Origin of the sequence: Sphingopyxis sp. EG6, assembly GCF_003609815.1 — a bacterium.
Classification (GTDB): domain Bacteria; phylum Pseudomonadota; class Alphaproteobacteria; order Sphingomonadales; family Sphingomonadaceae; genus Sphingopyxis.
Map to the genome: position 1 here is coordinate 1,953,563 of NZ_AP017603.1, position 26,703 is coordinate 1,980,265.

Sequence of the window (26,703 nt, forward strand, 5' to 3'; positions counted from 1 at the left end):
AGTCCTGTCGTCGATTCAGATTTACTTCGCGCGATATAAGAAGCGGCGCATAGCCGCAGCGTCAGCCCTCGATCTTCGAAAAGTCAGCGACGCCATGCACCGCGCCGGTAAATCGGGCGAGCAGCCCGAGCCGATAGGCGCGGACCGCTTCGTCGGGGTCGTTGACCATCACGCCATCGAAAAACGCATCGATCGGCGCGCGCAGCGACGCGAGCGCGGCCATGGCGTCGGTGAAGCGCTCCTCTGCGACCGCGGCGGAGGCGGCGGGTTCGGCGGTGTCGAGCGCGGCAAGCAAGGCGGCGTCCGCGTCGGTCGGCGGCGTCGCAGCGCCGTTGCCGCTCACCTCGCCCGCCTGTTTCAGGATGTTCGCCGCGCGCTTGTAGCCCGCCAGCAGATTGGTGCCGTCTTCGGTCGCCAAGAATGCTTGCAAATCGCGAGCGCGAGTTTCCGTGCGATCAAGCCGAGTGTCATCTCGACTGTTCCATTCGCGCGAAGCTTGCACCACATCTGCCGACACGCCAGTTTCACGCAATTGAACTGCCAAACGCTCCGTCAAGAAGTCCGGAATCGTTGTCAGAATTTTGCGATCGGCGATCTCCTTTTCGCTCAATCGGGCAGTCGGATCGCTTTGGCCAAGCCATTGCGTCGCAGCAGCGTCAGTCGACAGCTTCAGCCCGTTTTGCAAAATTAGACGCAGGGAAGAAATGCCTGCACGCCTGAGAGCGAACGGGTCCTTCGATCCTGTCGGGAACATATCTTCACGGAAGAAACCAAAAAGCGTATCCAGCTTATCCGCCAACGCCACAGCCACCGTCACCGGCGCGGTAGGAACATCATCGCCCTGCCCGACCGGCTTGTAATGATCGCGGATCGCGTCAGCGACCGCGTCGGGCAGGCCTTCGGCGCGGGCGTAGTAGCCGCCCATCAGGCCTTGGAGTTCGGGGAATTCGCCGACCATTTCGGTAACGAGATCGGCCTTCGCCAGTTCCGCGGCCTGCCGCGCCAGCGCGGGGTCGCAGTTCGGGACGATGCCTTCGCTCGCAAGCCATTCGGCGAGCTTCGCAACGCGCTCGACCTTGTCGGCGACGGTGCCCAGCTTTTCGTGAAATGTGATGTTCGCCAGTTTCTCGGCATGCTGCGCGAGCGCTTTCTTCTGATCCTGTTCCCAGAAGAAGCGGGCATCCGACAGGCGCGCCGCGAGCACCTTTCGGTTGCCCGCGACGATCTCTGCGCCGCCATCCTTCGCGTCGATGTTCGCGGTGCAGACGAAGCCGTTGGCGAGTTTGCCGTCGGCGCCGTTCACGACGAAATATTTCTGGTTTACGCGCGCGGTGAGCTGGATGACCTCGGGCGGCACCTCCAGAAACGCTTCGTCGAAGCGGCCGAGCAGCGGCACCGGCCATTCGGTGAGCCCGGCGTTCTCGATCACCAGTCCCTCATCCTCGACGAGGCTCAGCCCGGCGTCGGCCGCGGCCTTGGCGGCGCCTTCGCGGATGATCGCCTGGCGCTCCTCATGGTCGACGATGACGTGGCAGGCGCGCAGCTTTTCGGCATAGTCCGATGCCGAGCCGATGGTGATCTCGCCGGGACAGTGAAAGCGGTGGCCGCGCGTCGCGAAACCCGCGGAAATCCCGCTAACTTCGCACGGCACCAGCTCTTCGCCGAAGATCGCGACGATCCCCGACAGCGGGCGCACCCAGCGCAGGCTTTCGCTGCTCGCGCTGTCCTTGCCCCAGCGCATCGACTTGGGCCACGAAAAGCCGCGGATGATCGCGGGGATCGCCTCGGCGAGCACTTCGGCGGTCGCGCGGCCGGGCTTGTCGATCACGGCGAACCAGACGCCGTCGCGATCCTCGAGCTGGTCCTGAGTCAGCCCGGTCTTGCGCAGGAAACCTTCAAGCGCCTGCGGCGGCGCGCTGCTGCGCGGGCCTTTGAGTTCCTCGCTGACCGCCGCGGTCGCTTCGGGCAGGTCGCGCGCGATCAGCGCGAGGCGGCGCGGGGTCGACCATATGGTGAGGTCGCCTGCTTCGAGACCCGCGACGCTCAGTTGCGCACGGAACAGCTTTTCGAGTTCGGCGCGCGCGCCCGCCTGCATCCGCGCCGGGATTTCCTCGCTGCGCAGTTCGAGAAGAAAGTCGGTCACAGCGTCCACCCCGGATATTTCGCGGTCCAGTTGTCGGACTGGCTGTCGATCCAGGCCTTGCAGCTGCCCTTGGCGAGGTCGCGGACGCAGGCCATATAATTGGCGCGCTCCTGCACGCTGATCACGCCGCGCGCCTGCAAGAGGTTGAACAAATGGCTCGCCTCGATCGCCTGATCATAGGCTGCGAGCGGGACCCCTGCTTCGATGGCGCGATTGCATTCAGCCTCGGCTGCTTTGAAACCCGCGAACAGGGTGTCGGTGTCGGCGACCTCGAAGTTCCATTTCGAGAACTGGCGTTCGTTTTCAAGGAACACGTCGCCATAGCTCACCGCCGCGACATCGCCGACCGCGTCCGAAAAACGCAGGTCGTACACATTGTCGACATTCTGGATATACATGGCGAGGCGTTCGAGGCCGTAGGTGAGCTCGCCCGCGACGGGCTTGCAGTCGAAGCCCCCCATCTGCTGAAAATAAGTGAACTGGGTGACTTCCATCCCGTCGCACCAGACCTCCCAGCCCAGCCCCCACGCGCCGAGCGTCGGGCTTTCCCAGTCATCCTCGACAAAGCGGATATCGTGGAGCAGCGGGTCGATGCCGATCGCAGCCAGCGAGCCCAGATATTGTTCCTGCAAGTCGGCGGGCGACGGCTTCAGGATGACCTGATACTGGTAATAATGCTGGAGCCGGTTCGGGTTCTCGCCATAGCGGCCATCGGTCGGGCGGCGGCTCGGCTGGACATAGGCGACGTTCCACGGCACGGGGCCGAGCGAACGCAAGGTGGTCGCGGGGTGGAACGTCCCTGCCCCGACCCGCATGTCATAGGGCTGCAAGATCGCGCAGCCGCGCGCGCTCCAATAATTGTGGAGCGTCAGGATCATGTCCTGAAAGCTTAAGGGTTTCGTCTCCGCCGCGTCGGCCACTGTCCGCTCTTTCGCAGGTGCAACAACTGCTGCCGCCCTTGGCGCAGCGGGGTCGCAGGGTCAAGGGCGACGGGCGCGCGGATGTCGGCGAAAGTGCCGCGCAATGCGACATCCGACGGCGAGTGTAAGGTGTTGTTGACACAGTCAGCGAATCATGTCATTTAGTCAACAACACCTGACATACGGTCAGGGACGCATGACGGATTGCCGATGAACAACCAGCTGAAGGTGCTGCGCGCGATGCGGAACTGGAGCCAGGCCGAACTGGCCGACCGGCTCGACGTATCGCGGCAGGCGGTCAACGCGATCGAAACGGGTAAATACGACCCGTCGCTGCCGCTCGCATTCAAGCTGGCGCGGCTGTTCGCGATGCCGATCGAGGAAATTTTCGACGATGGCCATGAGGGACAAGATGATGGACATTGAACCGCAAAAGCGCCGCGCGCCCAGCATGGTCTGGCCGATCGCGATCGGCCTCGGCACCGCGATGCTGGCGGGCGGCTTTGTCGGTTACAATCAGGCGGCGGCCGAAAATGGCGATGCCGTGCTGGCACCCTGGATCGGTCCCGTCGTCGCGATCCTGATCGGCGGTCTTGCATTCGCCTATTACGTCCGCCGCTACGCCGACTGGTTCCGCAGCTGGTCGCCGCGCAAGCGCCTGTACTGGGTCAGCCTGACCCTGTCGGGAGCGCTGGGCTTCGTCGCGGCCATGGTGATGCAATCGGGGACGAACGGACCCGAGGGATTGTTCAGCAATGCCGCGTTGACCCCGACGGTTGCGATCGGCCTGTCGGTGATGTGGGTGGTCGGTCTGACGATCGCGCTGGTCCTCTATCACCGCACGGTCGATGACCATGAGCGGCGGGCCTATCATTTGGGCGGGCTTGCCGGCTTTTACGCCTTTGTTTTCCCCTGCCCCGTCTGGTGGGTGCTGTGGCGCGCCGATCTGGCGCCCCCGGTCGAGGCGATGCCGCTGTTCGCCCTGTCGCTGACCGCCAATGCACTATTCTATTTCTGGTTCAAGTTTCGCTGACCCTTTTCGCTCTCCCCTTCCCCATCACATCCGGTCATAAGGGCCAATAATGAAAGGATATTCCCCCGTGAAAAAATGGTTCAAGACGCTCGCCGCCACCTGCGCCGTCATCCCCTTCGCGCAATGCGCCGTGCTGCCCGGCGGCAATGTCGCCATCGCCGCCGAACCCGCACCGGTTGCCGCCGCCGCGACCGCGCTGACCGATGCCGACCCCGCGCTGTGGGTGGTCAAGGATGAGGACACGACGATCTATCTGTTCGGCACCGTCCATGTGTTGAAGGCCGGCCTCAGCTGGTTCGACGAAGCGGTAAAGGACGCGTTCGACAAATCGGACGAGATGATGCTGGAAATCGTCATGCCCGAGGACCAGAATGCGGTCGCCAGGACGATGATGCCGCTGGCGATGGACCAGAGCGGCAAGACCATCCCGTCGCGCCTGACCGCCGACCAGCTCAAGGCTTATCAGGCGGCGATCGTCAGTGTCGGCCTGCCCGCCAATGCGTTCGACAATTTCGAACCCTGGTTCCCGGCGATGACGCTGTCGGTGTTGCCGCTGACCAAGCTTGGCTACGACCCCGAACAGGGGGCCGAAAAGCTGCTCACCAAATTTGCCAAGGCCGATGCGAAGCCGGTATCGGGCCTCGAAACGCTCGAAGAGCAGCTCGGCTTCTTCGACCAGCTGCCCGACACCCAGCAGGTCGCATTCCTGAATACCGTGGTCCGAGATATGGATAAGCTGGGGCCGATGCTCGACAAGATGGTCGCGCTGTGGGCCAAGGGCGATCCCGACGGGCTGGCCGTCGCGATGAACGAAAGCATGGCGGCGACCCCCGAACTCGCCAAGACGCTGCTCTATGATCGCAACGCGCGCTGGGCCGACCAGATCAAGACGCGGCTCGACAAGCCGGGCACGGTGTTCATCGCGGTCGGCGCGGGACATCTGGCGGGCGAAAAGAGCGTGCAGGATTATCTGAAGGCACAGGGGCTGACCGCGACGCGGGTCGAATATTGAGCCCTGCCGCGCCTCTGTCCCGACATTGGGGTCGCCGCGTTGCGGCGGCCCTTTTGCCGTTGCTGCTGGCGGGATGCGCCCCTGCCGACCCGGCGCCGAAGGCAAAGCCGGCAATGTGGCTGGTCGCGGATGCCGATACCCGAATTTACATGCTCGGCACGATGCACGCACTGCCGCGCGGGACCGACTGGGATGATGGCGCGGTCGGGCAAGCGATTGCGTCGGCCGACGAGCTGATCATGGAATTGTCGCCGCGCGAACTGGCGGCGGCAGGCACCATGTTCCAGACGCTGGCACCGCGCGCCGCGCCCCTGCCGATCGAAGCGCGACTTTCCGGCGTGGCGCTCTCCCGCTACCGCGCGCTCGAAGCGAGCGGCGGCTCGTTCGGCGGCGAAAAGCTCGACGATTGGGCGATCATGATCCTGATCGGACAGCGCGCCGCGCGCGCCGCCGACCTGTCACCCGCCGCGGGGGTCGAAAAAGGACTGACCGAAATTTTCGCAGCCGCGGACAAGCCGATCCGCGGGCTGGAATCGGCGCAGAGCCAGCTGATGCTGTTCGAAAATCTCGACGCATCGACCCAGCGCGCGTTGCTGACCCGCGCCGCCACCGGAGCGGACGAGGCGGTTGGCAAGATCAACGCGCTGACCGCCGCGTGGAGTAGCGGCGACGTCGATGGGCTTGAACAGATGATCAACGCCGACGTCGATACCGTCCCCGCGGCACGCAAGGCGATCATCACCGACCGCAACCGGCGCTGGGCGGCCTGGACGAAACGTCGGATGGCGCAGCCGGGCACAGTGCTGATGGCGGTCGGCACGGGGCATCTGGTGGGAGCGGACGGCGTCCCGGCGATGCTGGCGGCGCAGGGGATGACGGTGACGCGGGTGCAGTGAGTCGACGGGCCCGGCAGCGTCCGCTTTTGGGGTGGAAAGCGGACGTTCCGACTGATCGTCGCCCCCGCGCAGTCGGGGGCCGCTAGCTGCCTATCCCTGCGTCGCTGCGTAAACCGACAGCGGCCCCCGCCTGCGCGGGGGCGACGGCCAGTTTCGGTCGTTAACCGCCGCCCGATCCCTCCCGCGCTTGCATTTCCCGCGCTTCCCCGCTAAGCGCCGCCGCTTCCGTCCATGGTCATCCCTGGAGGCGTGGCGGACTGTGTAATCTGTTTCGGAGAAAAATGATGAGCGACCAGCTGGTGCTGTCGGCCGAGACGCGTGATCGGGGAGGCAAGGGAGCCTCGCGTGAACTGCGTCGTGAAGGCCGTGTCCCCGCCGTTGTCTATGGCGGCAAAGAAGAACCCCTGATGATCCACGTCGAAGAAAAGCTGCTGATGAAGCAGCTGATGACGGGTCACTTCATGAACTCGGTCGTCATGATCGACGTCGGCGGCAAGCAGATCCGCACGCTGCCCAAGGACGTCGCATTTCATCCGGTCAAGGATCGCCCGATCCACGCCGACTTCCTGCGCATCAGCAAGGATGCCAAGGTCCAGGTCGCCGTTCCGGTCGCGTTCCAGAACGAAGAAGCCTCGCCGGGCCTGAAGCGCGGCGGCGTGCTGAACATCGTTCGCCACGAACTCGAACTGGTGTGCGATGCGGACAAGATTCCCGACAACATCGAAATCGACGTCACCGGTTTCGACGTCGGCGACTCGATCCACATCAGCAACGTCACCCTGCCCAAGGGCGTGGAAAGCGCGATCACCGACCGCGACTTCACCATCGCCACCATCGTCGCCCCGTCGGCGCTGAAATCCAGCGACGGTGACACGACGAAGGATGAAGGCGAAGCTGCCGAAGGCGACGAAGCCTAAGCATTTCGGATGCGCCCCTCCCCCAAGCGGGAGGGGCGTTTCCACCAGACCCGGGAAAGGCAGTATGATGCAGCTCTGGGTCGGCCTCGGCAATCCCGGGCCCCAATATGCGATGCACCGCCACAATGTCGGCTTCATGGCCGCCGATGTCATCGCCGATGTTCATGGCTTTGCCGCCCCGGTGAAGAAATTCCAGGGCTGGATCCAGGACGGGCGCATCGGATCGACGCGCATCCATCTGCTTAAACCCGGTACCTTCATGAACGAAAGCGGACGCAGCGTGCGCGCCGCGATGGATTTCTATAAACTCGACTCGCCCGACGTGACCGTTTTTTACGACGAGCTCGACCTGATCCCGATGCAGGTGAAGGTCAAACGCGGCGGCGGCGCGGCGGGCCACAACGGCATCCGCAGCATGATCCAGCATATCGGCGAGGATTTCCGCCGCGTCCGCATCGGCATCGGTCATCCCGGCCACAAGGACCGTGTCACCGGCCATGTGCTGGGCAATTATCACAAGAGCGAGATGGAACCGCTGATCGACCTGCTCGGCGCGATCGCCGCGGAGGCAAAGTGGCTGGCCGAGGGCGACGATGTGCGCTTCGCCAGCGATCTGGCCTTGCGGTTGCACGGGTGAAGCCGGGGTCTGGAAGCGACCGATTGCGGACGTAGCCGATCCTCCCCCAACGGGGGAGGGGGACCACCCGAAGGGTGGTGGAGGGGCACAGGAGGTTACCGCAGCGCCGGGCTGGAAGAGCCAAGCGTTCCGGGAATGTAGCAATGGAGCACGACTTCGGCGGCAAGGCAAACCGAAGGCGCCCCTCCACCAGCTTCGCTGGTCCCCCTCCCCGTTCCGGAGAGGATCGCTACGACCGTTCCCCACCCCAAAAGCAGAAATTTGGCGCGGCGCACCAACTGAGGCATGATGGCGCTCCAAAGGAGAGTCCGATGCCCGATCCAATTCTTCCCAACCGCCGCCAACTCATCGCGGGAGCAGCCGCGCTCACCGCCGCCGCCCCCGCGCTGCTGCACGCCGCGACGCCCGCCGCGGCGCCTTCGCTGAAAGGTCGCACGATCCTGATCACCGGCGCTTCGAGCGGGTTCGGCCGCGTGGGTGCGCTTTATTATGCCAAGCTGGGCGCCAAGGTGATCGCGACGATGCGCGGACTGCCGCGGCCCGAGGCCGCAACGCTCGCCGCCGAGGCCGCGCAGGACAAGCTCGACCTGCATATCGTCGAGATCGACGTGACCAGCGATGCGTCGGTCGCCGCGGGGACCGCCGAGGCGCTGAAAATTTCGGGCGGGCGGATCGACACGCTGATCAACAATGCCGGGATCGGGATCACCGGGCCGGTAGAAGTTCAGGACATGGAAGCGACGAAGCTGATCTTCGACACCAATGTCCTCGGCATCCAGCGGATGCAGCTCGCGTTGCTGCCACAGATGCGCGCCGCGAAAAACGGTCAAATCTTCAACATCTCGTCGCAGCTCGGTCGCGTCATCGTCCCCGGCGGCGGCCATTATTCGGCGACGAAATTCGCGGTCGAGGCGATGTCCGAACAGCTGGCCTATGAACTGGTCCCACACGGCATCGAGGTGACGGTGATCCAGCCCGGCGGCTACCCGACCAAGGTGTGGGTCAATCGCAACGCCTACACCGGCGCGCTGAAGGCGCGCAGCGACGCGGCGCTGCTCGAGGCCTATGCGCCCTTCACCCGGGGGATGGGGACCGAGGATGGCAGCGGGCGCAGCGCTGATCCGCTCGACGTGCCGCGCGCGATTGCCGAGATCATGGCGATGCCCGCGGGCAAGCGCCCGCTGCGCCGCGCGGTCCATCCGGGCAACAAGCCGCAGGAGGCGATCAATCGCGTGTCGGCCGAAGTTCAGCTGGCATGGCTGGGCGGCGGGGCGCTGGGGCCGCTGGTCAAGGCGGTGCACGACTGAGCCCTGCCATGTCACCAGAGTGTCATGCAAATCCTGCCTTTCTGACTTGGTGAAGCCATTTAGCTGACACCTCCCGCTGCCATCGGTGCGCCACCCAAAGCCGGACCAACCAGTCCGGGGCTCAACCGAAAACAGGGGGACTGCATGTCACATCTTACCGACGACGCCCGCGCGCCTTATCGCGGCGACACGACCAGCGATCACGCACCGGGCAGCCTGGAGGCGATCGTCGCTGCCAATCCGACGCGCCGCACCCTGCTCCGCAACGGCCTGTTCGGCCTCTCGATGCTCTCCACCACCGCGTTAGCTGCGTGCGGCGGCACCAGCGGTGATCCTGTGGTCACCCTGCCCCCGACCGCCGGGCCGAGCCCGACCCCGACCCCGACCCCGCCGCCGGTCAGCTATGCCGTCACCTTTGCCGCGGTCGCCGCGAACCAGAATGACGCGGTCACCGTCCCCGCGGGTTACACCGTCGATGTGCTGCTGAAGGCGGGCGATTCGGTGGAAAGCGGCGCCCCCTACACCGGCAGCTTCCCGACCCCGGCGGTCGCCGAGAAATGGGCCGGCGGCAATCATGACGGGATGGAATATTTCGCCTTTCCGGGGGTCGATGCCAACAACCGCGGGCTGCTGGCGATCAACCACGAGTATCCCGATTTCAACATCCTGATGTCGGGCAGTTACAATGCCGCGACCGCGACCGCCGACCAGAAGGCCATCGCGCTGTCGGCGGTCGGGATCAGCGTCGTCGAGATCGCCAAGGGCAGCGACGGTCGCTGGGCCGTGCAGTCGGGATCGACCTATAACCGCCGCTATACTGGAAACAGCAGCTACCGCGTCGGCGGCCCCGCCGCGGGCGTCGTCGCGGGTCCGATCAAGGGCATGCTCAACAATTGCGCGAGCGGGCGCACGCCGTGGGGAACATACCTGACCTGCGAGGAAACGACCGACAATTACCTCGACCCCACACAGCCCGCCAACGGCTATGGCTGGGTGATCGAAATCGACCCGCGCCGCGAACTGGCACAGCCGACCAAGCGCACCGCGATGGGCCGCTTCGATCATGAAAATGTCGCGTTCCTGGAAAATAGTGAGCGCCGCACCGCCTTTTACATGGGCGACGACTCCACCCCGGGGTGCATCTATAAATTCGTTCCCGACCGCGCTTATAGCGCGACGAACCGCGCCACGAACACCGACCTGCTCGATTCGGGGACGCTCTATGTCGCACGCTTCAACGGCGATGGCACCGGCGAGTGGCGCGCGCTGGTGGTGGGGCAGAACGGGCTGACCGCGGGCGCGTCCGATCCCGGCAACACCAGCCAGAGCACGACCCCGCCTACGCCGACGATCGTCAACTTCAACAGCCAGGCCGATGTGCTGATCAACTGCAAATCGGCGGCGCGCGTCGCGGGCGGTACCGTGATGGACCGCCCCGAATGGATCACCGTCGCGCCCGACAACAGCGCGGTGTTCGTGACGCTGACCAACAACAGCGGCCGCCGCGTAACCAACCCGATGAACCCGCGCACGTCGAACCTGCACGGCCACATCATCAAGTTCAGCGAACAGGGCAATTCGCCGCTGGCGACAAGCTTTCGCTGGGAAATCTTCCTGCTCGCGGGCGATCCGTCGCTGGCGGCGGGGGGCAGCAACCTGACCGGCAATATCAACGGTGACACCTTCTCCAGCCCTGACGGCATCGCCATCGATCCGCAGGGACGGCTGTGGGTGCAGACTGACCATAGCGTGCCGGGCAATTCAGGGGTCGCGGGCCGCACGATCGATCAGGCGTTCGGGCACAATGCGATGTTCCATGTCGACCAAGTGACGAAACTGTCGAAACGCTTCCTCGTCGGCCCGCTGGGCTGCGAGATCACGGGGCTGACCTACACCCCCGACCTGCGCACCTTCTTCGTCAACATCCAGCATCCGACGGGCAACTGGCCGGTGGCGGGCCAGCAGCCGCGGTCGTCGACGATCGTCGTGCGCCGCACCGACAACCAGCCGGTCGGCGCATAGACGCACGGGCCCGTCTGTCCTTCGCGGGCAGGCGGGCCTCGCGTTATGGCGTACGCTTGGGGGGCGGCGGCGGCGATCCGTCGGGCGTCTGCGACATCAGTGTCACGCACATGGTGCGATGCACCCGATGCGTCCCGCAGGCGACCCCGGCATAACGGTGCGTCGCGCGCAGCAGGCTGTGGCGATGCCCGCGGCCTGGCACTCCGTCGTCGATCAGCAATTGCTGGACCACCCCCGCCGGGCTGTGGTGACCATAGGTGATGACTTCGTTGACATAGGGACCGCCGCCGCGCGCCTTCATCCGTTCGCCGGGACCGCGCCCGCGCGTATAGTGGCCGACGGCACCCGATCGCGACTGAACCGCGACATGATCGGCGGCGGCGGCGGCCATCATGTCGCTCTGCTGCAAACGCGGCAGCGGCTTTTCGCGGCGCAGATCGCGGATCGCTTCATCGACCGCGGCGACGCCCTCGTTGGTCATGATGTCGATTTCGCCATCATCGTCGGCAAGCAACAGCCGGCCATCGAAGCGCTCGCGATAATCGCGCAGGACATCGGTGTAGCCCGCGGGATCGCTGCGAAAACGATTGAGTTCGGCCAGCACGCCGGCTTCGAAACGGCTGGGGGCAGCACTGGCGGCAACCGCGCCAAGCCCCAGCACCAGCGCGGCAGCGCCCCATCGAGAGATTGTCGTCATGGCGCCCGCGATAAAGCCGCAAGGCTGAACCGTTCGCAACGATAATCTGGCGCGGCAAAAGCTGGCGTCGCGGGCGACTTGGCGCTAGGGGCGCTGCAACCTCGGCCCCTCCTGTATTAGGCGCGCCGGTCACACGGAGTTTTTATGGGTTTCAAATGCGGGATCGTCGGCCTGCCCAACGTCGGCAAGTCCACCCTGTTCAACGCGCTGACCGAAACGGCAGCGGCGCAGGCGGCCAATTATCCGTTCTGCACGATCGAGCCGAACATCGGCAATGTCGCGGTTCCCGACGCGCGGCTGGAAAAGCTGGCCGCGATCGCCAGCAGCAAGAAGATCATCGCGACCCAGCTTGCCTTCGTCGACATCGCCGGACTGGTCCGTGGCGCGTCGAAGGGCGAAGGGCTGGGCAACCAGTTCCTCGGCAATATCCGCGAAGTCGACGCGATCGTCCACGTCCTGCGCTGTTTCGAGGATGACGACATCCAGCATGTCGAGAACAAGGTCGATCCGGTCGCCGACGCCGAGACGGTCGAGACCGAGCTACTGCTCGCCGACCTCGAGAGCCTGGAAAAGCGTGTCCCGGCCTTTGCCAAGAAAGCGGCGCAGGGCGACAAGGAAGCCAAGATCGCTGCGTCGGTGCTGGGTCAGGCGCTTGACCTGCTGCGCGAGGGCAAGCCCGCACGGCTGACCGAACCCAAGGATGACGAGGAAGCGCGGGTGCTGCGCACCGCGCAGCTGCTGACCTCGAAACCCGTGCTCTATGTCTGCAACGTCGACGAGGGCAGCGCGGCGAACGGCAATGCCGTCTCCGAAAAAGTGTTCGCCAAGGCGGCCGCGGAAGGCGCGCAGGCGGTCGTCGTGTCAGCGGCGATCGAAAGCGAGCTGGTGACGATGGACATGGCCGACCGGATGGAATTTCTCTCGGAGATGGGGCTGACGGAAACCGGCCTCGCACGCGTCATCCGCGCCGGATACGAGCTGCTGCACCTGATCACCTTCTTCACCGTCGGCCCGCAGGAAGCGCGCGCGTGGACCGTACATCAGGGCGCGACCGCCCCCGAAGCCGCCGGCGAGATCCACAGCGATTTCCAGAAAGGCTTCATCCGCGCTGAAACGATCGCCTATGACGATTATGTCACGCTGGGCGGCGAAGCGAAGGCGCGCGAAGCCGGCAAGCTGCGCGCCGAGGGCAAGGCCTATGTCGTCCACGACGGCGACGTGATGCATTTCCTGCATAGCTGATCCGAAGACGGCGTCGCGCCATGCGTCGCCGTCAGCCGAAGTGACGACGAAACCAGCCCCGCTTTTGCGGAATGACCGGCGGCTGCCCCGACAGCCGCACCAGATAATTGCCGAGGATCGCCGCTTGCTGCTTGGTCATGGCGAACCGAAACAGATCGGGGTCGTGCTTCCTGGCGGCTTCGGAGGATTGCACGCTTTCCAGCCGGAGCATGATGCGATCGCCCGCATCATGATGGGTCCAGCCGACCAATGCTCCAAAACTCTCGATCATCTTGCCCTGCTCCCTCACGATTTTTCCGCGACCGGCGCCAACAGCACGCGACATCTGTAACAGAAGTTCGCGGGAATGTCGTCTGCGGGGTGGTTAGCTGCCCTAACCTCCTCTCCCCTTGAGGGAGAGGATAGCGCAGCTTGCTCCGTCAGGAGCTAGCGAAGCTTGGTGAGGGGACGGACGCCAGCACGCGCAAACCCCCTCTCAACTGCGGCTAGGCAGCAAGCTGCAAAGCAGCCGTATCTCTCCCTCAAGGGGAGAGAGGAAATGACGTACGTCCGCAATCGGTCGAAAGCCGTCATCTGTCCGACTGTTTTCGGCAAACCCTAAGCCTCGAACGCCGCCAATATCGGGCACGGCCCCTTGTCGCTCGCCGCGCATTGGTCGGCGAGGCGCGCGAGCGCGGCGCGGGTCGCGGTCATTTGCGCGATCTTCTCGTCGAGATGCTCGATTCGCTGCCGCGCGAGGGTGCGGACCCGGACGCGGTCGTCGCTTGCCTCGAGCGCGAGCAGTTCGCCGATTTCGTCGAGCGTGAAGCCCGCCCCCTGCGCCGCACGGATAAATTTGAGGCGCCGGAGGTCGCCTTCATCATAGCGGCGCACGCCGCCACCCCAGCCGTCGCCGCCGCTGCGCGCCGGTGTCGCGAGCAAACCGCGGCGCTGGTAATAGCGGATCGTTTCGACCCCGACGCCGCCCGCCTGTGCCAGTTTTCCGATGGTTAGCTGCATCGCTTGACTCCGTACTATGGTACGGACGCTATATGGGGTGCATGGCGAAACAGGCAATCCTCTACCGCATGGTCATGCCCGGCCACATCTGTCCTTACGGACTGAAGGCGAAGCACCTGCTAAAACGCCGAGGTTTTGCAGTCGACGACCGGTGGCTGACGACGCGTGCAGAGGTCGATGCGTTCAAGGCCGAGTATGGCGTCCAGACGACGCCGCAGACCCTTATTGATGGCGTCCGGATCGGTGGCCATGATGAGTTGCGCCTTAATTTCGGTCTGTCGGTCGCCGACCCCGACGCGACGAGCTACACCCCCGTGATCGCATTGTTTGCGATGACCGCACTGATGGCGCTGGCGACCAGTTTTTCGGTCCATGGCAACCCCTTCACCCTCCGCGCCGCCGAATGGTTCATCTCGTTCAGCATGATCGTCCTCGCGCTGCTCAAACTGCAAGATATCGACCGCTTTGCGACGATGTTCCTCAATTACGACCTGCTCGCGAAGCGCTGGGTACCCTATGCGACCATCTATCCCCTTGCCGAGGGGCTGGCGGGGGTGTTGATGACCGCCCACGCGCTGCCGTGGCTGTCGATCCCTGTCGCACTGTTCATCGGCGGGATCGGGGCAGCGTCGGTGTTCAAGGCGGTCTATATCGACAAGCGCGCACTGAAATGCGCCTGCGTCGGGGGCAGCAGCCGGGTGCCGCTGGGCTTTGTGTCGCTGACCGAAAATCTGGCGATGGTCGGCATGGCATTTTGGATGCTATGGATGCTGGCGTGACGATCATCCGCCATCTCTTGCTTGCGCTGTTCCTGATCGGCCTGTCGCTGCCGTCGGTGACCGCGCCCGTGCAGGCCGAGTCACAGGCCAGTGATTGCCACGGCGCAATGCCTGCCGAGATTCCGCACCACCCGCCCGATGCCGACGACGGCCAAGGCGCGAGTCACATGTGCATCGGTTGCGTCGCCAGCACCCCGCCCGCGCCGATAGCCGCCCCCCTGCCGCTGCCCGCACTCTTGCCGCCGGTCCTGCCGATGGTGACGTTGGCGGGCGCCAGCGCGCGCCCGAGCATCCCCCCTCCCCGACCCTGACGGCAACAAATCCAAACCCCGAATTTCCGATCCTGTCAGGACGATAATGATGTTGAAAACGCCTTTGCTGGCGGGCGCTGCCGCGCTCGCCCTCTTCCCGCTGTCCGCCGCCGCGCAGGACCATAGCGCGCATGAACCCCATGCCGGGCATATGATGCCCGCCGCCGAACCCACAGCCGCCGATCCTGTCGATCATGGCGCGATGGATCATGGCACGACGAGCCACGGCCCGTCGGCCACCCCCGCCGAAGGATCCGGCACCGCACGCCTGCCCGCCAACGAGGGCGGCCACAGCGGCCTGCACATCGATGCCGACGACGAGTGGATGGTCATGGCGCACGGCTTTGCCTGGGGCGTCTATACCGACCAGTCGGGGCCGCGCGGCGACGACAAGGCCTATGTCCAGTCGATGGCGATGCTATCGGGCGAGAAGACGACCGAATGGGGCCGCATCCAGCTGAAATCGATGCTGAGCCTCGAGCCGCTGATGTCGAACCGCGGCTATCCCAACCTGTTTGCGACCGGCGAGACCGCCGGCGGCGAGCCGCTGGTCGACCGCCAGCATCCGCACGACCTTTTCATGGAGCTGGCGGCGCGGATCGACGTCAACGTCGGCGATAACGCCCGCCTGTTCGTCTATGGCGGTCCGGTCGGCGAACCGGCGATCGGCCCCAGCGCCTTCATGCACCGCAGCAGCGCGCGCTATAATCCCGAGGCGCCGATCACGCATCACTGGTTCGATTCGACGCACATCACCTATGGCGTCGCGACGCTGGGTTACGCGACCCCGCAGTTCCAGGTCGAAGGATCGGTCTTTACCGGCCGCGAGCCCAATGAAGAACGGTGGGGGATCGAAACCCCGCGGTTCGACAGCTGGTCGTTGCGCGGGACCTGGAACCCTTCAAGATCGCTGGCAATGCAGGTCAGCCACGGTTTCCTGAAAGAGCCCGAGGCGTTCCATCCCGGCGAGAACGAGCATCGCACGACCGCGAGCATCCATTGGAACAACGGGCGCGGCCTGTCGGCGACCGGCGCGTTCAGCGCCAAGAACCGCGACCCCGGCGCCACGCTGACCGCCTGGCTAGCCGAAGTGAACTGGAACATCGACGATCATCACACGCTGTTCGGGCGGATCGAAAATGTGAAGAATGACGAGCTGTTCCCCGACCATGACGATCCGCTGCACGACGTGCCGTTCCGCGTGTCGAAATTTCAGGCGGGCTATGCCTATCGGCTACCGATCAGCGGGCCGCTCAATCTGGCGCTCGGCGGCAGCATCGCCGCGTTCGACAAGCCGCGCGCGCTTGACGCCGCCTATGGCAGGAACCCGATCGGCGCGACACTCTTTGCGCGATTGAGCATCGGCCATTGATGAAAGCCATGGCTGGGCTATCGAAGGCTAGCGATTCGCGCGCCAACGGAGCCCAGCCATGTACAACCGCCGCCACTTCCTTGCCGGGGCGACCCTCGCCGGCCTTGCCGCGCCCGCGATCGTCCGCGCGCAGGGCATCTTGCGCGACTTTCCGTTCAAGCTGGGCGTCGCGGCGGGCGATCCGGCGAGCGACGGTTTCGTCATCTGGACCCGCCTTGCCCCCGAACCGATGGAGCGCCACGGCGGCATGCCGCTCACCAATGTGCCGGTCGAATGGGAGGTCGCGAGCGACACGGCGTTCCGCGATGTCGTCGCCAAGGGCACCGAGCTGGCGCGCCCCGAACTCGCGCACAGCATCCATGTCGAGGTCGCAGGACTGTTGCCCGACCGCCCTTATTATTACCGCTTTACCGCTGCGGGCGAGCGCAGCCTGCGCGGGCGCGCGCGCACCCTGCCCGCCCCCGGCGCCAAGGTCGATGCGCTGAAATTCGGGGTCGCCGGGTGCCAGCATTTCGAATCCGGATTTTACGGCGCTTATCGCCACATGGCGCGCGAAGACCTGGCCTTCGTCTATCATTATGGCGACTTCATTTACGAGTATCAGCAGAATTATCTGTACGACAGCGGCCTGCCGATACGCCCCGTGCGGCGGTACGAGCAGCGCGCGCTGTTCGACGTCACCGATTTCCGCGCCGCCTATGCGCAAACCTTGCTCGACATCGACCAGCAGGCGGTACGCTCGGTCCACGCGCATCTGTCGAGTTTCGACGATCACGAGATCATCAACGACTGGGTATCCGACATCGACAATTGGGCGCTCGACCTGCCCGGCAACGATCCCGACGCACCGTCGCCCGAGGTGTTCATGCTGAAAAAGCAGGCGGCGATGCAGGCCTGGTACGAACATATGCCGGTGCGCAAGGCGCTGTTGCCGCGCGGCGGGATGGCCGCGATGAACCGCGAGTTTCGCTACGGCGATCTGATGGCGATGCAGCTGCTCGACACGCGGCAGTACCGCGACGACCAGCCGTGCGGCGACGGGTTCAAACCCGCCTGCCCCGAAGTGTTCGCCAAGGACGCGCAAGTGCTGGGCCGCGCGCAGGAGGACTGGCTGAACCGCAATCTGGCGAAGGGCGGCGCGACGTGGAACGCGCTGGCGCAGCAGGTGACGATGATGTCGCTCGACCGGCGGCGCAAGCCCGACGAGCCGAAGAAAATCGTCAATCTCGACAGCTGGGCGGGCTATGAAGCGCCGCGCGAGCGCATATTGTCACGGCTGGGCGGGCTCAAGAATTGTGTCGTGCTGACCGGCGACGAACATCAGAATTTCTGCGGCGACCTGGTTTTGAAGGACAAGGTCGTCGGCGCCGAATTTGTCGCGACCTCAATCTCCAGCGGCGGCGACGGCAGCGACAGGCGCAACGGCACCGATGTTTTTCTCGGTCAAAACCCCGAACTGAAATTCGCCAACGACCAGCGCGGCTATCTGGTGTGCGAGGTCGGGCGCGAAGCATGGCAGACGCATTTCATGGTCGTCGACAAGGTGACGACGCCGGTGAACACGCTGTCGAAGCGCGCGACGGGCATCGTCGAACGCGACGTTGCCGGGATCAAGATGGCGTGACTTGTCGCCGGGCGGTCACATCGCTGTCATAGCGGACCGCGCATGACGCGCCTGTATCTCTTGCTGCTCGCCCTCTGCCTGCCCATTACCGCGCGGGCGCAGGATGGCGAGCGTTCGCCGGTCACGATCCTGATCTCGATCGACGGGTTCCGCGCCGATTATCTCGATCGCGGGATCACCCCCAACTTGTCGCGGCTCGCCGCCGAGGGGGCGCGCGGCAAGCTGCGCCCGTCGTTCCCGACCAAGACCTTTCCCAATCATTATGCGATGGTCACCGGCAAGCGCCCCGATAACCATGGCATCGTCGGCAACAATATGATCGACCCGCGGCGACCCAGCGAAAAGTTCAGTCTGGGCGACCCAAAACAGTCGCTCGATCCCTTTTGGTGGGATCAGGCCGAACCCGCGTGGGTGACCGCGGAAAAAGCGGGGGTGCGCAGCGCGACGATGTTCTGGCCGGGCAGCGAGGTTGCGATCGGCGGCACACGGCCCGCCGATTGGCTCCGCTACGATCGGCACGTCGGTTATGAGCAGCGCATCGCAACGGTGCTCGACTGGATGCGCCGCCCCGCCGCAATCCGCCCGGCGTTTGTCACCCTCTATTTCGAGGCAGTCGATGATGCCGGCCACCGCTTTGGCCCCGACAGCGCCGAGGTCAACGCCGCCATCGCCGATGTCGATGGCCGCATCGGCGCCCTGGTCGCGGGGCTGGCGGACCTCGGGCAGCCCGCCCGGCTGCTGATCGTCGCCGATCATGGCATGCGCGCGACCGACGAAAGCCGGGTGATCCAGCTCGCCGACCTGATCGACCTCGCCAGCATCATCGCGGTCGAGGTTGGCCCCTACGCCGCGATCGAGCCCGCCGCCGGGACCGACGACCGCGTTGCGCAGGCATTGCTGAAACCGCACGCGCATATGACGTGCCATCGCCGCGACGAGCTGCCGAAGCAGCTCCACTATGGCCGCAACCCGCGCGTCGCGGCGATCATCTGCATCGCCGAGCCCGGCTGGTCGATCCTCGCCGGTCCGCCGCCCTGGCCGGTGAAGGGCGGCGCGCACGGTTATGACAATCGCGATCCCGAGATGCTGGCGCTATTCATCGCGCATGGCAGCGGACTGTCGGGCGATGTCGGCACGGTCGACAATATCGAGGTCTATCCGCTGCTGATGGCGTTACTGGGCGTGCCGCCGCTTGCCAGCGACGCGGTGGGGGTTCTGGCGGAACGTCGCCGCTGACGGCTATTTGCGCCCGAACAGCTTCTCCACATCGTCCATTGCCAGTTTGACCCAGGTCGGGCGGCCGTGGTTGCACTGGCCCGAATGCGGCGTGACCTCCATCGTGCGGAGCAGCGCGTTCATTTCGGCGACGCTGAGGGTGCGGCCGGCGCGGACCGAGCCGTGACAGGCCATGGTGGCGGCCACCAGTTCGAGCCGCTCGTTGAGCCCCAGCGCGGCGTCATAGCCCGCCAGATCATCGGCGATGTCGGTGACGAGTTTGCGGCAGTCGATCGCGCCGAGCATCGCCGGGGTCGCGCGGACCATCACCGCAGCGGGGCCGAAGCGTTCAAGTTCGACCCCGAGCGCCATGAGTTGTGCCGCCGCGGCCTCGAGCCGGTCGCAGGCGGGTTCGTCGAGTTCGACGACCTCGGGGAGCAGCAGGCCTTGGCTTGGCACCGCCTGCCCGCTCATCCCGCGGCGGAGTTGTTCGAGCACGAGCCGTTCGTGCGCGGCGTGCTGGTCGACGATCACCAGCCCGTCCTCGGCCTCGGCCACGATATAGGTTTTCGCGATCTGCCCGCGCGCGATGCCGAGCGGGTGCGCGTCGGCGTGCGGCACCGGGGCGGTCGCGGCCTCGGCGCGGCCCATCGGCAGCGTGTCTCGCGGCGGCGCGAAATCGACGGTGCGGTCGCGCACCAGCGCATGGGTGGCGGGATCGGTGTCGGCACCGAACAGGTGCGTCGCTGGGGCGTGCGGATGGGGGTAGTGCGCGGCGAATAGCGTCGGCGCGGGCGGCGCCGGTGCAACCGGTTCCTGCTGCCACGCCGCCAGCGCCGCCTCGGCCGGGCGCTGGACGCTGCGAAAGCCATGCTCGTCGAGCGCGCGGCGGAGGCCGCCGACGATCATCCCGCGGATCAGCTGCGGGTCGCGAAAGCGGACCTCGGTCTTCGCCGGGTGGACGTTCACGTCGACCTCGTCGCCGGGTACCTCGAGGAACAGCGCGACGACCGGATGACGATCGCGCGCGAGCAGGTCGGCATAGGCACCGCGCAGTGCCCCGACGAGCAGCCGATCCTTCACCGGGCGACCGTTGACGAACAGATATTGATGGTCCGCAATGCCGCGATTGTAGGTCGGCAGGCTGATCACGCCGCCGATATGCACATCACCGCGATCAAGATCGACGCCGATGCTGTTCGCCGCCAGATCGCGCTGCGTCAGCGCCGCGACGCGGCTCAATTGATCCTGCCCGCCCTGCACGTCGAGCACGCGCCGCCCGTCATGCTCGATCACGAACCCAGCGTCGGGACGCGCCATCGCCAGCCGCTTCACGACGTCGAGGCAGGCGGCATATTCGCTGCGCGCGCTGCGCAGGAATTTGCGCCGCGCCGGGACGCGCGCGAACAGATCCTCGACCGTGACGCGGGTGCCGTTGGCGAGTGCCGCCGGTCCTTCGGCGACCAGTGCGCCATTGTCGACCACGCGCCGCCAGCCGTCGCCGCCCGCGACGCGGCTTTCCAGCGTCAGCCGCGCAACGCTGGCGATCGACGGTAGCGCCTCGCCGCGAAAACCCAGCGTGGTGACATCCTCGATCGCGTCGTCGGGCAGCTTCGAGGTCGCATGGCGTTCGAGCGCGAGCGCCATGTCGGCAGCGGTCATGCCGCAGCCGTCATCCTCAACCTCCAGCCGCGATATTCCGCCCTCGGCGATTCGCACCGAAATGCGACTCGCACCGGCGTCGATGGCGTTTTCGACCAGTTCTTTCAGCGCCGCGGCGGGTCTTTCGACCACTTCACCGGCTGCGATCCGATTTACCAGCGTTTCGGGCAGGCGACGTATTGACATGACGCCTGTCCTAGCGCAGTCGGACGCAAATCGCGACCCACCCGCACAGCCTTATCATATTGTCCAGCCAGCCCCCGTCGGCCGAGCCGGAATCTCTCCCTGATTGGTCCTGTCCCCGGTCGGGCGCGCGGGTTCAATGACGACGGCGGCGCGCCCTTCCCTGAGGGTCGGCGTCGATGACAGGGAAACTTAATCTGATGTCCTTCTTTTCTCGCTGGTTGAAATTCAATTCCCAAGACATGGCCATCGACCTCGGCACCGCGAACACGGTCGTCTATGTACGCGGCAAGGGCATCGTGCTCAACGAGCCTTCGGTCGTTGCGGTCGAAACGGTCAACGGGATCAAGCGGGTGAAGGCGGTCGGCGACGACGCCAAGCTGATGATGGGCAAGACCCCCGACAGCATCGAGGCGATCCGCCCCTTACGCGACGGCGTGATCGCCGACATCGACGTCGCCGAACAGATGATCAAGCACTTCATCACCAAGGTGCATGGCGGCAAGCCCAATGCGTTCCGCAGCCCCGAAATCGTGATCTGTGTCCCCTCGGGATCGACCAGCGTCGAACGCCGCGCGATCCGCGACGCCGCATCGAATGCGGGTGCCAGCGAAGTATGGCTGATCGAGGAACCGATGGCGGCCGCGATCGGCGCCGACATGCCGGTCACCGAACCGATCGGGTCGATGGTCGTCGACATCGGCGGCGGCACGACCGAAGTTGCAGTGCTTTCGCTCCGCGGCCTCGCCTACACCACCTCGGTCCGCGCCGGGGGCGACAAGATGGACGAAGCGATCGTCAGCTATGTCCGCCGCCACCACAATCTGCTGATCGGCGAAGCGACCGCCGAGCGGATCAAGAAGGATTTCGGGATCGCGCGCATCCCCGCCGACGGGACCGGCATGACGATCCACATCAAGGGCCGCGACCTCGTCAACGGCGTGCCCAAGGAAATCTCGATCAATCAGGCGCAGATCGCCGAAGCGCTGTCCGAACCGATCGGCACGATCGTCGAAGGCGTGCGGATCGCGCTGGAAAATACCGCCCCCGAACTGGCCGCCGATATTGTCGATCAGGGCATCGTGCTGACCGGCGGCGGCGCGCTGATCGCCGAACTCGACGAACTGCTGAAGGAAGCAACCGGCCTGCCAGTGACGGTTGCGGAAGACCCGCTGACCTGCGTCGCGATCGGCACGGGCCGCGCGATGGAAGACCCTGCCTTCCGCGGCGTGTTGCAGCAAGCCTGATCGGGTAAAGACGCTTCATGGTCCGCCCGGTACATCGACGTCCGGGGCAATCCCGAAAGGCCCAGTATAGCCTGTTCGCGGCCTATGTCATCGCGGTGACGGGGGCCGTCGCCGGGCTGCTTCTGGCGATCCTGTCGGTCGTTGACCCCGTTGGCTTTGCCCAGCTTCGCCTGGCAAGCCAGGAAATCACCGCGCCGGTGGCGCGCGTGTCGCGGTCGGTGATCGGGTCGATCTCAGGCATCGACGATAGCGTCGGCGCCTATGTCAGCGCCGGATCGCAGAACCGGCGGCTGCGCAGCGAACTGGCCGAAACACGCCGTGAACTGGTCGCCACCAGCACCTTGCAGGAAGAGAACCGCCAGTTGAAGGCGCTGCTCAAATTGCAGGAAACCGACAAGACCGCGCTCGCCAACGGCTATCTCCTCACCTCGACCTCGACGAGCAGCAAGCGCATCGCGCTGCTCAGCATCGGGCGCAATCTCGGGGTCGTCGCAGGCCAGCCGGTGCGCGGCGCTGACGGGCTGATCGGGCGCGTGTTGAGTAGCGGCCCTTCGGTGTCGCAGGTGCTGCTGCTGACCGACGTCGACAATATCGTCCCCGTCCGCCGCGCGCGCGACGGCCTGCCCGCGCTGGCCTATGGCCGCGGCAATGGCGATCTCGACGTGCGCACCCTCAACATCGCCAACAATCCGTTCAAGCCCGGCGACATATTGGTCACGTCGGGGACCGGCGGCCTGTATCCGCCGAATATCCCGGTCGCGATCGTCGTGCGGCGACAGGATGACGGGGCGTTGGCGCGCCCGCTCGCCGACCCCGGCAAGGTCGATGCGGTGTCGGTGCTGCGCCCCTACACCCCCGACAATATCGAGGCTCAGCCCGCCCCTGCCCCGCCGCCCCCAACTGCCGCAGGCCCCACCCCATGAACAACCGCGCCGCGCCGCGTTTGGGCGAACCGGCTTCGCTGTGGCGCATGCGGATCGTGCCGGTGGCGACCGTGATGATCGCTTCGGCGCTGCCGCTGATGCTGCCGCTCGTCGCCAACTCGCCGGTGCTGCCACCGCTTGGGCTGCTGTTTTTCCTCTGCTGGCAATTACTTCGCACCGAAATGTGGCCGGTGTGGATCGGCCTGCCGCTGGGGCTGTGGGACGATCTGTTCAGCGGCCAGCCGATCGGCACCGCAGTCGGGCTGTGGACGCTCGCCAGCATCGCGATCCATTATTCGTCGCAGCGCATCTATTGGCGCGGTTTTCTGCACGATTGGGCGATTGCAGCCTTGCTGATCGCGGTTATCCAGTCGCTGGCGGCGCTGATCGTTCATCCGAGCGCGGCGACGGGACGCGTGCTGGGGCTGGTCGTGCCGCAGATCATCATCTCGGCGCTGCTGGTGCCGCTGTTCATGCGGCTGACCGGCAAGTTTGACAATTTCCGCCTGAAACGCCGATAATCGCCTTAGTCAGAAGCAATGCCGCGCAAGAACCCACCCATTACCGAAGCCTGGAGGGGTATCACCTTCACCCGCCGCGCGCTGGTCGTCGGCGGCGCGCAGGCGGCGGTCGGGCTCGCGCTGGCGGCGCGCATGACCTATATCTCGGTCATCGACAATGATCGTTATGTGCTGGAATCGGAAAGCAACCGCGTCAACCTGACGCTCATCCCGCCGCGTCGCGGCTGGATCGTCGACCGCCATGGCAAGGCGCTGGCCAACAATCGCGTCTCGCTGCGCATCGACATCATCCCCGACCGCCTGCACAATCGCGACTTCGTGCTCGGGCAGCTCCGGACCTTGTTGCGCCTCGACGGCGACACGATGGAGCGGATCAACCGCGATCTGAAAGCCGCATCGGGGTTCCAGCCGGTCGCGGTCGCCGAAGACATGAGTGAGGCCGAATATGCCTCGATCCTCGTCCGCCTGCCCGAGCTGCCGGGCATCGCGCCGCAGCGCGGCTTCGCCCGCAATTATCCGACCGGCGCGGCGGTCGGCCATCTGATCGGCTATGTCGGCGCACCGAATGCCGAGGAATATCAGAAGGCGAAGGATCCGCTGTACATCACGCCGGGGTACAAGATCGGCAAGGATGGGCTGGAGAAATATTTCCAGTCGATGCTGAAGGGCAAGCCGGGCGCGCGGCGCGTCGAGGTGACCGCGCGCGGCAAGATCGTCCGCGATCTCGACACCCAGCCCGACGTCCAGGGCAAGACCGTCCATCTGACGGTCGACGCCGATCTGCAGGAATATGCGGCGCGGCGCATGGGCCGCGAATCGGGCGCGGTCGTCGTTATCGACTGCCTGACCGGCGACATCCTGTCGTTCATTTCGATGCCCAGTTTCGATCCGAACAGCTTTTCGGACGGGATCAGCAACAGCGAATATAGCTGGCTGCGCGCCGACGACCACCAGCCGCTGATCAACAAGGCGACGCGCGGGCTCTATCCCCCCGGGTCGACGCTGAAGCCGATGGCCGCGATCGCCGCGGTCCAGCACGGCGTCGACCCCGGAGAACGCCACACCTGCATCGGCGGCTATCGGCTCGGCAGCCGCTTCTTTCGCTGCCTCGGCACACACGGCAGCGTCGACATGGCGACCGCGATCGAAAAAAGCTGCAACAGCTATTTCTACTGGCTGGCGCACCGGCTGGGCTATGACGCGATGGCGCCCACCGCCAAGCTGCTTGGGCTGGGCGAGGAATTTCAGCTGGCGGGCAGCAACCAGCGGTACGGCACCATCCCCGACAGCGCGTGGAAGATGCGCCGGTACGACCAGAAATGGTCGGCGTCGGATTCGCTGAACGCGGTGATCGGCCAGGGCTATGTCAGCGTCAATCCGCTGCAACTGGCGGTGATGACGGCGCGGATCGCGTCGGGGAGGCGGCTGTATCCGCGTCTGATCAACCGCGAATTTCGCAACGAGCCACTGCCCTTTTCGGCCGAGGCGCTGGCCGTTGCGCGTTCGGGCATGGACCGGGTCGTCAACGGCGCGGGTACCGCGGTGCGCAGCCGCCTGCCGCTCGACGGCATCACCATGGGCGGCAAGACCGGCACGGCGCAGGTGCGCGGCCTCGCCTCGGGCTCGCGCGGTCAGAGCGGGGCGTGGAAATATCGCGACCACGGCCTGTTCGTCTGCTTCGCGCCGGTCGAAAACCCGCGTTATGCCGCATCGGTGGTCATCGAGCATGGCATGGGCGGATCGCGCGCCGCAGCCCCGATCGCCAAGGACATCTTCACCTTCCTCTACGACCGCGAAAAGGCGATGGAAGCGCTGGAGACGTTCGAGGCTGGCTGGGGCGGCAATATCAAGGAGCGGATGGACCGCGACTATGCCGCGTGGAAATCCGGTGCGTCGAGCGATCCCAATCCGGAGCTGCCACAATGATCGTCGTGCCGCCCGCCATCCAGCGCATTCCGTGGAAACTGATCGCGCTGCTCAGCGCCATCACGGGTTTTGGCATTCTGGTGCTCTATTCGGCCGCGGGCGGCAGTTTCACGCCGTGGGCGATGCAGCAGACCATCCGCTTTCTGGTGTTCCTGACCGTCGCGATGGTGATCGGGCGCCTGCCGATCCGCATTTTCGAGGATTTTTCGTACATTGCCTATATCGGCGTGCTCGTCCTGCTGATCGCGGTCGAATTGCTCGGCTTTGTCGGCGGGGGCAGCCAGCGCTGGCTGAACCTCGGCTTCATGAACCTCCAGCCCTCCGAGTTGATGAAGGTGACGATCGTCGTCGCCCTGGCGCGCTTCTACGCCCAGTTGCCGCCTGGGAATACGCGCAGCTGGACCGCGCTGTGGCCGGCACTGATCATGATCGGACTGCCCGCCGCGCTCGTCATGCTGCAACCCGACCTTGGCACGGCCTTGTCGATCTGCATCGGCGGCGTCGTGGTGATGTTCGTCGCGGGCCTGCCCTTCTGGTGGTTCGGCAGCACCGCGATCGCCGGGGCGGCGGCGCTGCCCGTGCTGTTCTCGTTCCTTCACGATTATCAGCAAAAGCGCGTGCTCATCTTTCTCGACCCTGAAAGCGATCCGCTCGGCGCCGGCTATCATATTAGCCAGTCGAAGATCGCGATCGGATCGGGCGGGGTCGGCGGCAAGGGCTTTCTCAACGGGTCGCAGAGCCATCTCGACTATCTGCCCGAAGGCCACACCGACTTCATCTTCGCCACGATGGCCGAAGAATGGGGGCTGATCGGCGGTCTGGGGCTGCTCTTTGCCTTTTTCCTCCTGCTGCGCTGGGGAACGCGCGTCGCGCTGAAAGCACGCACCCGCTTTGGCCAGCTGACCGCGACGGGGCTCACCATGACGATCTTTTTCTACATCGCGATCAACCTGATGATGGTGATGGGGCTGGCACCGGTGGTCGGCATTCCGTTGCCGCTCTTTTCCTATGGCGGGTCGTCGATGCTGACGATCATGACGTGCGTCGGCATCATGCTGGCGATCGAAAACGACAGCAAAACGGGCACACGCCGCCTGCATTGAGAAAAATCTTTG

At 65.3% G+C, this 26,703-nt stretch carries 25 protein-coding genes; 19 read left to right on the plus strand and 6 right to left on the minus strand.

What is annotated here, in order from left to right; all coding sequences use genetic code 11:
* Positions 1-61 precede the first annotated feature (61 nt).
* Positions 62-2,143 (minus strand): glycine--tRNA ligase subunit beta, encoded by a 2,082-nt coding sequence (glyS, locus tag SPYCW_RS09575; RefSeq protein WP_120218224.1) that lies wholly within the window; start codon positions 2,141-2,143, stop codon positions 62-64.
* Positions 2,140-3,021 (minus strand): glycine--tRNA ligase subunit alpha, encoded by an 882-nt coding sequence (locus tag SPYCW_RS09580; protein WP_120216600.1) that lies wholly within the window; start codon positions 3,019-3,021, stop codon positions 2,140-2,142. Before SPYCW_RS09580 ends, glyS begins: the two co-directional genes overlap by 4 nt.
* A gap of 252 nt (positions 3,022-3,273) precedes the next feature.
* Between SPYCW_RS09580 and SPYCW_RS09585 the strand changes: the two genes are divergently transcribed.
* The 8 genes from SPYCW_RS09585 (at position 3,274) to SPYCW_RS09620 (ending at position 10,887) form a co-directional block, all read left to right on the plus strand.
* Positions 3,274-3,489 (plus strand): helix-turn-helix transcriptional regulator, encoded by a 216-nt coding sequence (locus SPYCW_RS09585; RefSeq protein WP_120216601.1) that lies wholly within the window; start codon positions 3,274-3,276, stop codon positions 3,487-3,489.
* Positions 3,476-4,096: a hypothetical protein gene (locus SPYCW_RS09590; protein WP_232014657.1), complete on the plus strand. Its 621-nt coding sequence runs from the start codon at positions 3,476-3,478 to the stop codon at positions 4,094-4,096. The genes SPYCW_RS09585 and SPYCW_RS09590 overlap by 14 nt, the downstream gene beginning before the upstream one ends.
* Before the next feature lie 67 nt (positions 4,097-4,163).
* Entirely contained in the window at positions 4,164-5,108 is a 945-nt protein-coding gene (locus tag SPYCW_RS09595; RefSeq protein ID WP_120216602.1) for a TraB/GumN family protein, read from the plus strand.
* Between the two features lie 113 nt (positions 5,109-5,221).
* Positions 5,222-6,004 carry a TraB/GumN family protein gene (locus SPYCW_RS09600; RefSeq protein WP_120218226.1) on the plus strand — a complete coding sequence of 261 codons (783 nt, stop codon included), beginning with the start codon at positions 5,222-5,224 and terminating at the stop codon, positions 6,002-6,004.
* Positions 6,005-6,288: 284 nt separating this feature from the next.
* Positions 6,289-6,921 (plus strand): 50S ribosomal protein L25/general stress protein Ctc, encoded by a 633-nt coding sequence (locus SPYCW_RS09605; RefSeq protein ID WP_120218227.1) that lies wholly within the window; start codon positions 6,289-6,291, stop codon positions 6,919-6,921.
* Between the two features lie 67 nt (positions 6,922-6,988).
* A complete protein-coding gene (gene pth, locus SPYCW_RS09610) occupies positions 6,989-7,558 on the plus strand; it encodes an aminoacyl-tRNA hydrolase (protein ID WP_120218228.1) in 570 nt (189 codons plus the stop codon).
* A gap of 311 nt (positions 7,559-7,869) precedes the next feature.
* Entirely contained in the window at positions 7,870-8,865 is a 996-nt protein-coding gene (locus SPYCW_RS09615) for an SDR family NAD(P)-dependent oxidoreductase (RefSeq protein WP_120216603.1), read from the plus strand.
* Between the two features lie 144 nt (positions 8,866-9,009).
* Complete coding sequence (locus tag SPYCW_RS09620) at positions 9,010-10,887, plus strand: PhoX family protein (RefSeq protein WP_120216604.1); 1,878 nt, start codon at positions 9,010-9,012, stop codon at positions 10,885-10,887.
* A gap of 43 nt (positions 10,888-10,930) precedes the next feature.
* Here SPYCW_RS09620 and SPYCW_RS09625 read toward each other — a convergent pair whose 3' ends face one another.
* A complete protein-coding gene (locus SPYCW_RS09625; RefSeq protein WP_120216605.1) occupies positions 10,931-11,584 on the minus strand; it encodes a CAP domain-containing protein in 654 nt (217 codons plus the stop codon).
* 144 nt (positions 11,585-11,728) lie between these two features.
* On the opposite strand from SPYCW_RS09625, the gene ychF reads away from it, so the two are divergent.
* On the plus strand, positions 11,729-12,826 hold the full coding sequence (gene ychF / locus SPYCW_RS09630) for a redox-regulated ATPase YchF (RefSeq protein WP_120216606.1): 1,098 nt from the start codon (positions 11,729-11,731) through the stop codon (positions 12,824-12,826).
* A 31-nt stretch (positions 12,827-12,857) separates the two neighbouring features.
* On the opposite strand, the gene SPYCW_RS09635 is transcribed toward ychF, so the two are convergent.
* Positions 12,858-13,097 carry a hypothetical protein gene (locus SPYCW_RS09635; protein WP_137871116.1) on the minus strand — a complete coding sequence of 80 codons (240 nt, stop codon included), beginning with the start codon at positions 13,095-13,097 and terminating at the stop codon, positions 12,858-12,860.
* 326 nt (positions 13,098-13,423) lie between these two features.
* Positions 13,424-13,825 carry a MerR family DNA-binding protein gene (locus SPYCW_RS09640; protein WP_120216608.1) on the minus strand — a complete coding sequence of 134 codons (402 nt, stop codon included), beginning with the start codon at positions 13,823-13,825 and terminating at the stop codon, positions 13,424-13,426.
* A gap of 41 nt (positions 13,826-13,866) precedes the next feature.
* Between SPYCW_RS09640 and SPYCW_RS09645 the strand changes: the two genes are divergently transcribed.
* From SPYCW_RS09645 to SPYCW_RS09665, 5 genes are read left to right on the plus strand one after another with little or no spacing between them, the layout of a single operon-like run.
* A complete protein-coding gene (locus tag SPYCW_RS09645; RefSeq protein WP_443029431.1) occupies positions 13,867-14,604 on the plus strand; it encodes a glutaredoxin family protein in 738 nt (245 codons plus the stop codon).
* Entirely contained in the window at positions 14,601-14,915 is a 315-nt protein-coding gene (locus SPYCW_RS09650) for a hypothetical protein (protein ID WP_145985970.1), read from the plus strand. The genes SPYCW_RS09645 and SPYCW_RS09650 overlap by 4 nt, the downstream gene beginning before the upstream one ends.
* A gap of 49 nt (positions 14,916-14,964) precedes the next feature.
* Positions 14,965-16,287, plus strand: a complete 1,323-nt coding sequence (locus tag SPYCW_RS09655) for a hypothetical protein (RefSeq protein WP_197715630.1) — start codon at positions 14,965-14,967, stop codon at positions 16,285-16,287.
* Between the two features lie 58 nt (positions 16,288-16,345).
* Positions 16,346-17,911: an alkaline phosphatase D family protein gene (locus SPYCW_RS09660; RefSeq protein ID WP_120216611.1), complete on the plus strand. Its 1,566-nt coding sequence runs from the start codon at positions 16,346-16,348 to the stop codon at positions 17,909-17,911.
* Between the two features lie 42 nt (positions 17,912-17,953).
* Positions 17,954-19,147 carry an alkaline phosphatase family protein gene (locus SPYCW_RS09665; RefSeq protein ID WP_120216612.1) on the plus strand — a complete coding sequence of 398 codons (1,194 nt, stop codon included), beginning with the start codon at positions 17,954-17,956 and terminating at the stop codon, positions 19,145-19,147.
* Between the two features lie 3 nt (positions 19,148-19,150).
* On the opposite strand, the gene mutL is transcribed toward SPYCW_RS09665, so the two are convergent.
* Positions 19,151-20,974 carry a DNA mismatch repair endonuclease MutL gene (gene mutL / locus SPYCW_RS09670; RefSeq protein WP_120216613.1) on the minus strand — a complete coding sequence of 608 codons (1,824 nt, stop codon included), beginning with the start codon at positions 20,972-20,974 and terminating at the stop codon, positions 19,151-19,153.
* A gap of 197 nt (positions 20,975-21,171) precedes the next feature.
* On the opposite strand from mutL, the gene SPYCW_RS09675 reads away from it, so the two are divergent.
* From SPYCW_RS09675 to rodA, 5 genes are read left to right on the plus strand one after another with little or no spacing between them, the layout of a single operon-like run.
* Positions 21,172-22,218 (plus strand): rod shape-determining protein, encoded by a 1,047-nt coding sequence (locus SPYCW_RS09675; protein ID WP_120216614.1) that lies wholly within the window; start codon positions 21,172-21,174, stop codon positions 22,216-22,218.
* A 17-nt stretch (positions 22,219-22,235) separates the two neighbouring features.
* On the plus strand, positions 22,236-23,141 hold the full coding sequence (gene mreC, locus SPYCW_RS09680) for a rod shape-determining protein MreC (protein ID WP_120216615.1): 906 nt from the start codon (positions 22,236-22,238) through the stop codon (positions 23,139-23,141).
* Positions 23,138-23,662 carry a rod shape-determining protein MreD gene (locus SPYCW_RS09685; RefSeq protein ID WP_120216616.1) on the plus strand — a complete coding sequence of 175 codons (525 nt, stop codon included), beginning with the start codon at positions 23,138-23,140 and terminating at the stop codon, positions 23,660-23,662. The genes mreC and SPYCW_RS09685 overlap by 4 nt, the downstream gene beginning before the upstream one ends.
* Positions 23,663-23,680: 18 nt before the next feature.
* Positions 23,681-25,588, plus strand: coding sequence for a penicillin-binding protein 2 (mrdA, locus tag SPYCW_RS09690; RefSeq protein ID WP_120216617.1), 1,908 nt, complete (start codon positions 23,681-23,683; stop codon positions 25,586-25,588).
* On the plus strand, positions 25,585-26,691 hold the full coding sequence (rodA, locus tag SPYCW_RS09695) for a rod shape-determining protein RodA (protein ID WP_120216618.1): 1,107 nt from the start codon (positions 25,585-25,587) through the stop codon (positions 26,689-26,691). The genes mrdA and rodA overlap by 4 nt, the downstream gene beginning before the upstream one ends.
* The last annotated feature ends 12 nt before the right edge of the window (positions 26,692-26,703 follow it).

Coding starts and splice junctions, on each gene's coding strand:
- SPYCW_RS09580 (WP_120216600.1), bottom strand. CDS start 3,021: ATGATCCTGACGCTCCACAATTATTGGAGCGCGCGCGGCTGCGCGATC.
- SPYCW_RS09585 (WP_120216601.1), top strand. CDS start 3,274: ATGAACAACCAGCTGAAGGTGCTGCGCGCGATGCGGAACTGGAGCCAG.
- SPYCW_RS09590 (WP_232014657.1), top strand. CDS start 3,476: ATGATGGACATTGAACCGCAAAAGCGCCGCGCGCCCAGCATGGTCTGG.
- SPYCW_RS09600 (WP_120218226.1), top strand. CDS start 5,222: ATGTGGCTGGTCGCGGATGCCGATACCCGAATTTACATGCTCGGCACG.
- SPYCW_RS09605 (WP_120218227.1), top strand. CDS start 6,289: ATGAGCGACCAGCTGGTGCTGTCGGCCGAGACGCGTGATCGGGGAGGC.
- pth (WP_120218228.1), top strand. CDS start 6,989: ATGCAGCTCTGGGTCGGCCTCGGCAATCCCGGGCCCCAATATGCGATG.
- SPYCW_RS09615 (WP_120216603.1), top strand. CDS start 7,870: ATGCCCGATCCAATTCTTCCCAACCGCCGCCAACTCATCGCGGGAGCA.
- SPYCW_RS09620 (WP_120216604.1), top strand. CDS start 9,010: ATGTCACATCTTACCGACGACGCCCGCGCGCCTTATCGCGGCGACACG.
- SPYCW_RS09625 (WP_120216605.1), bottom strand. CDS start 11,584: ATGACGACAATCTCTCGATGGGGCGCTGCCGCGCTGGTGCTGGGGCTT.
- ychF (WP_120216606.1), top strand. CDS start 11,729: ATGGGTTTCAAATGCGGGATCGTCGGCCTGCCCAACGTCGGCAAGTCC.
- SPYCW_RS09635 (WP_137871116.1), bottom strand. CDS start 13,097: ATGATCGAGAGTTTTGGAGCATTGGTCGGCTGGACCCATCATGATGCG.
- SPYCW_RS09640 (WP_120216608.1), bottom strand. CDS start 13,825: ATGCAGCTAACCATCGGAAAACTGGCACAGGCGGGCGGCGTCGGGGTC.
- SPYCW_RS09645 (WP_443029431.1), top strand. CDS start 13,867: ATGGCGAAACAGGCAATCCTCTACCGCATGGTCATGCCCGGCCACATC.
- SPYCW_RS09655 (WP_197715630.1), top strand. CDS start 14,965: ATGTTGAAAACGCCTTTGCTGGCGGGCGCTGCCGCGCTCGCCCTCTTC.
- SPYCW_RS09660 (WP_120216611.1), top strand. CDS start 16,346: ATGTACAACCGCCGCCACTTCCTTGCCGGGGCGACCCTCGCCGGCCTT.
- SPYCW_RS09665 (WP_120216612.1), top strand. CDS start 17,954: ATGACGCGCCTGTATCTCTTGCTGCTCGCCCTCTGCCTGCCCATTACC.
- mutL (WP_120216613.1), bottom strand. CDS start 20,974: ATGTCAATACGTCGCCTGCCCGAAACGCTGGTAAATCGGATCGCAGCC.
- SPYCW_RS09675 (WP_120216614.1), top strand. CDS start 21,172: ATGTCCTTCTTTTCTCGCTGGTTGAAATTCAATTCCCAAGACATGGCC.
- mreC (WP_120216615.1), top strand. CDS start 22,236: ATGGTCCGCCCGGTACATCGACGTCCGGGGCAATCCCGAAAGGCCCAG.
- SPYCW_RS09685 (WP_120216616.1), top strand. CDS start 23,138: ATGAACAACCGCGCCGCGCCGCGTTTGGGCGAACCGGCTTCGCTGTGG.
- mrdA (WP_120216617.1), top strand. CDS start 23,681: ATGCCGCGCAAGAACCCACCCATTACCGAAGCCTGGAGGGGTATCACC.
- rodA (WP_120216618.1), top strand. CDS start 25,585: ATGATCGTCGTGCCGCCCGCCATCCAGCGCATTCCGTGGAAACTGATC.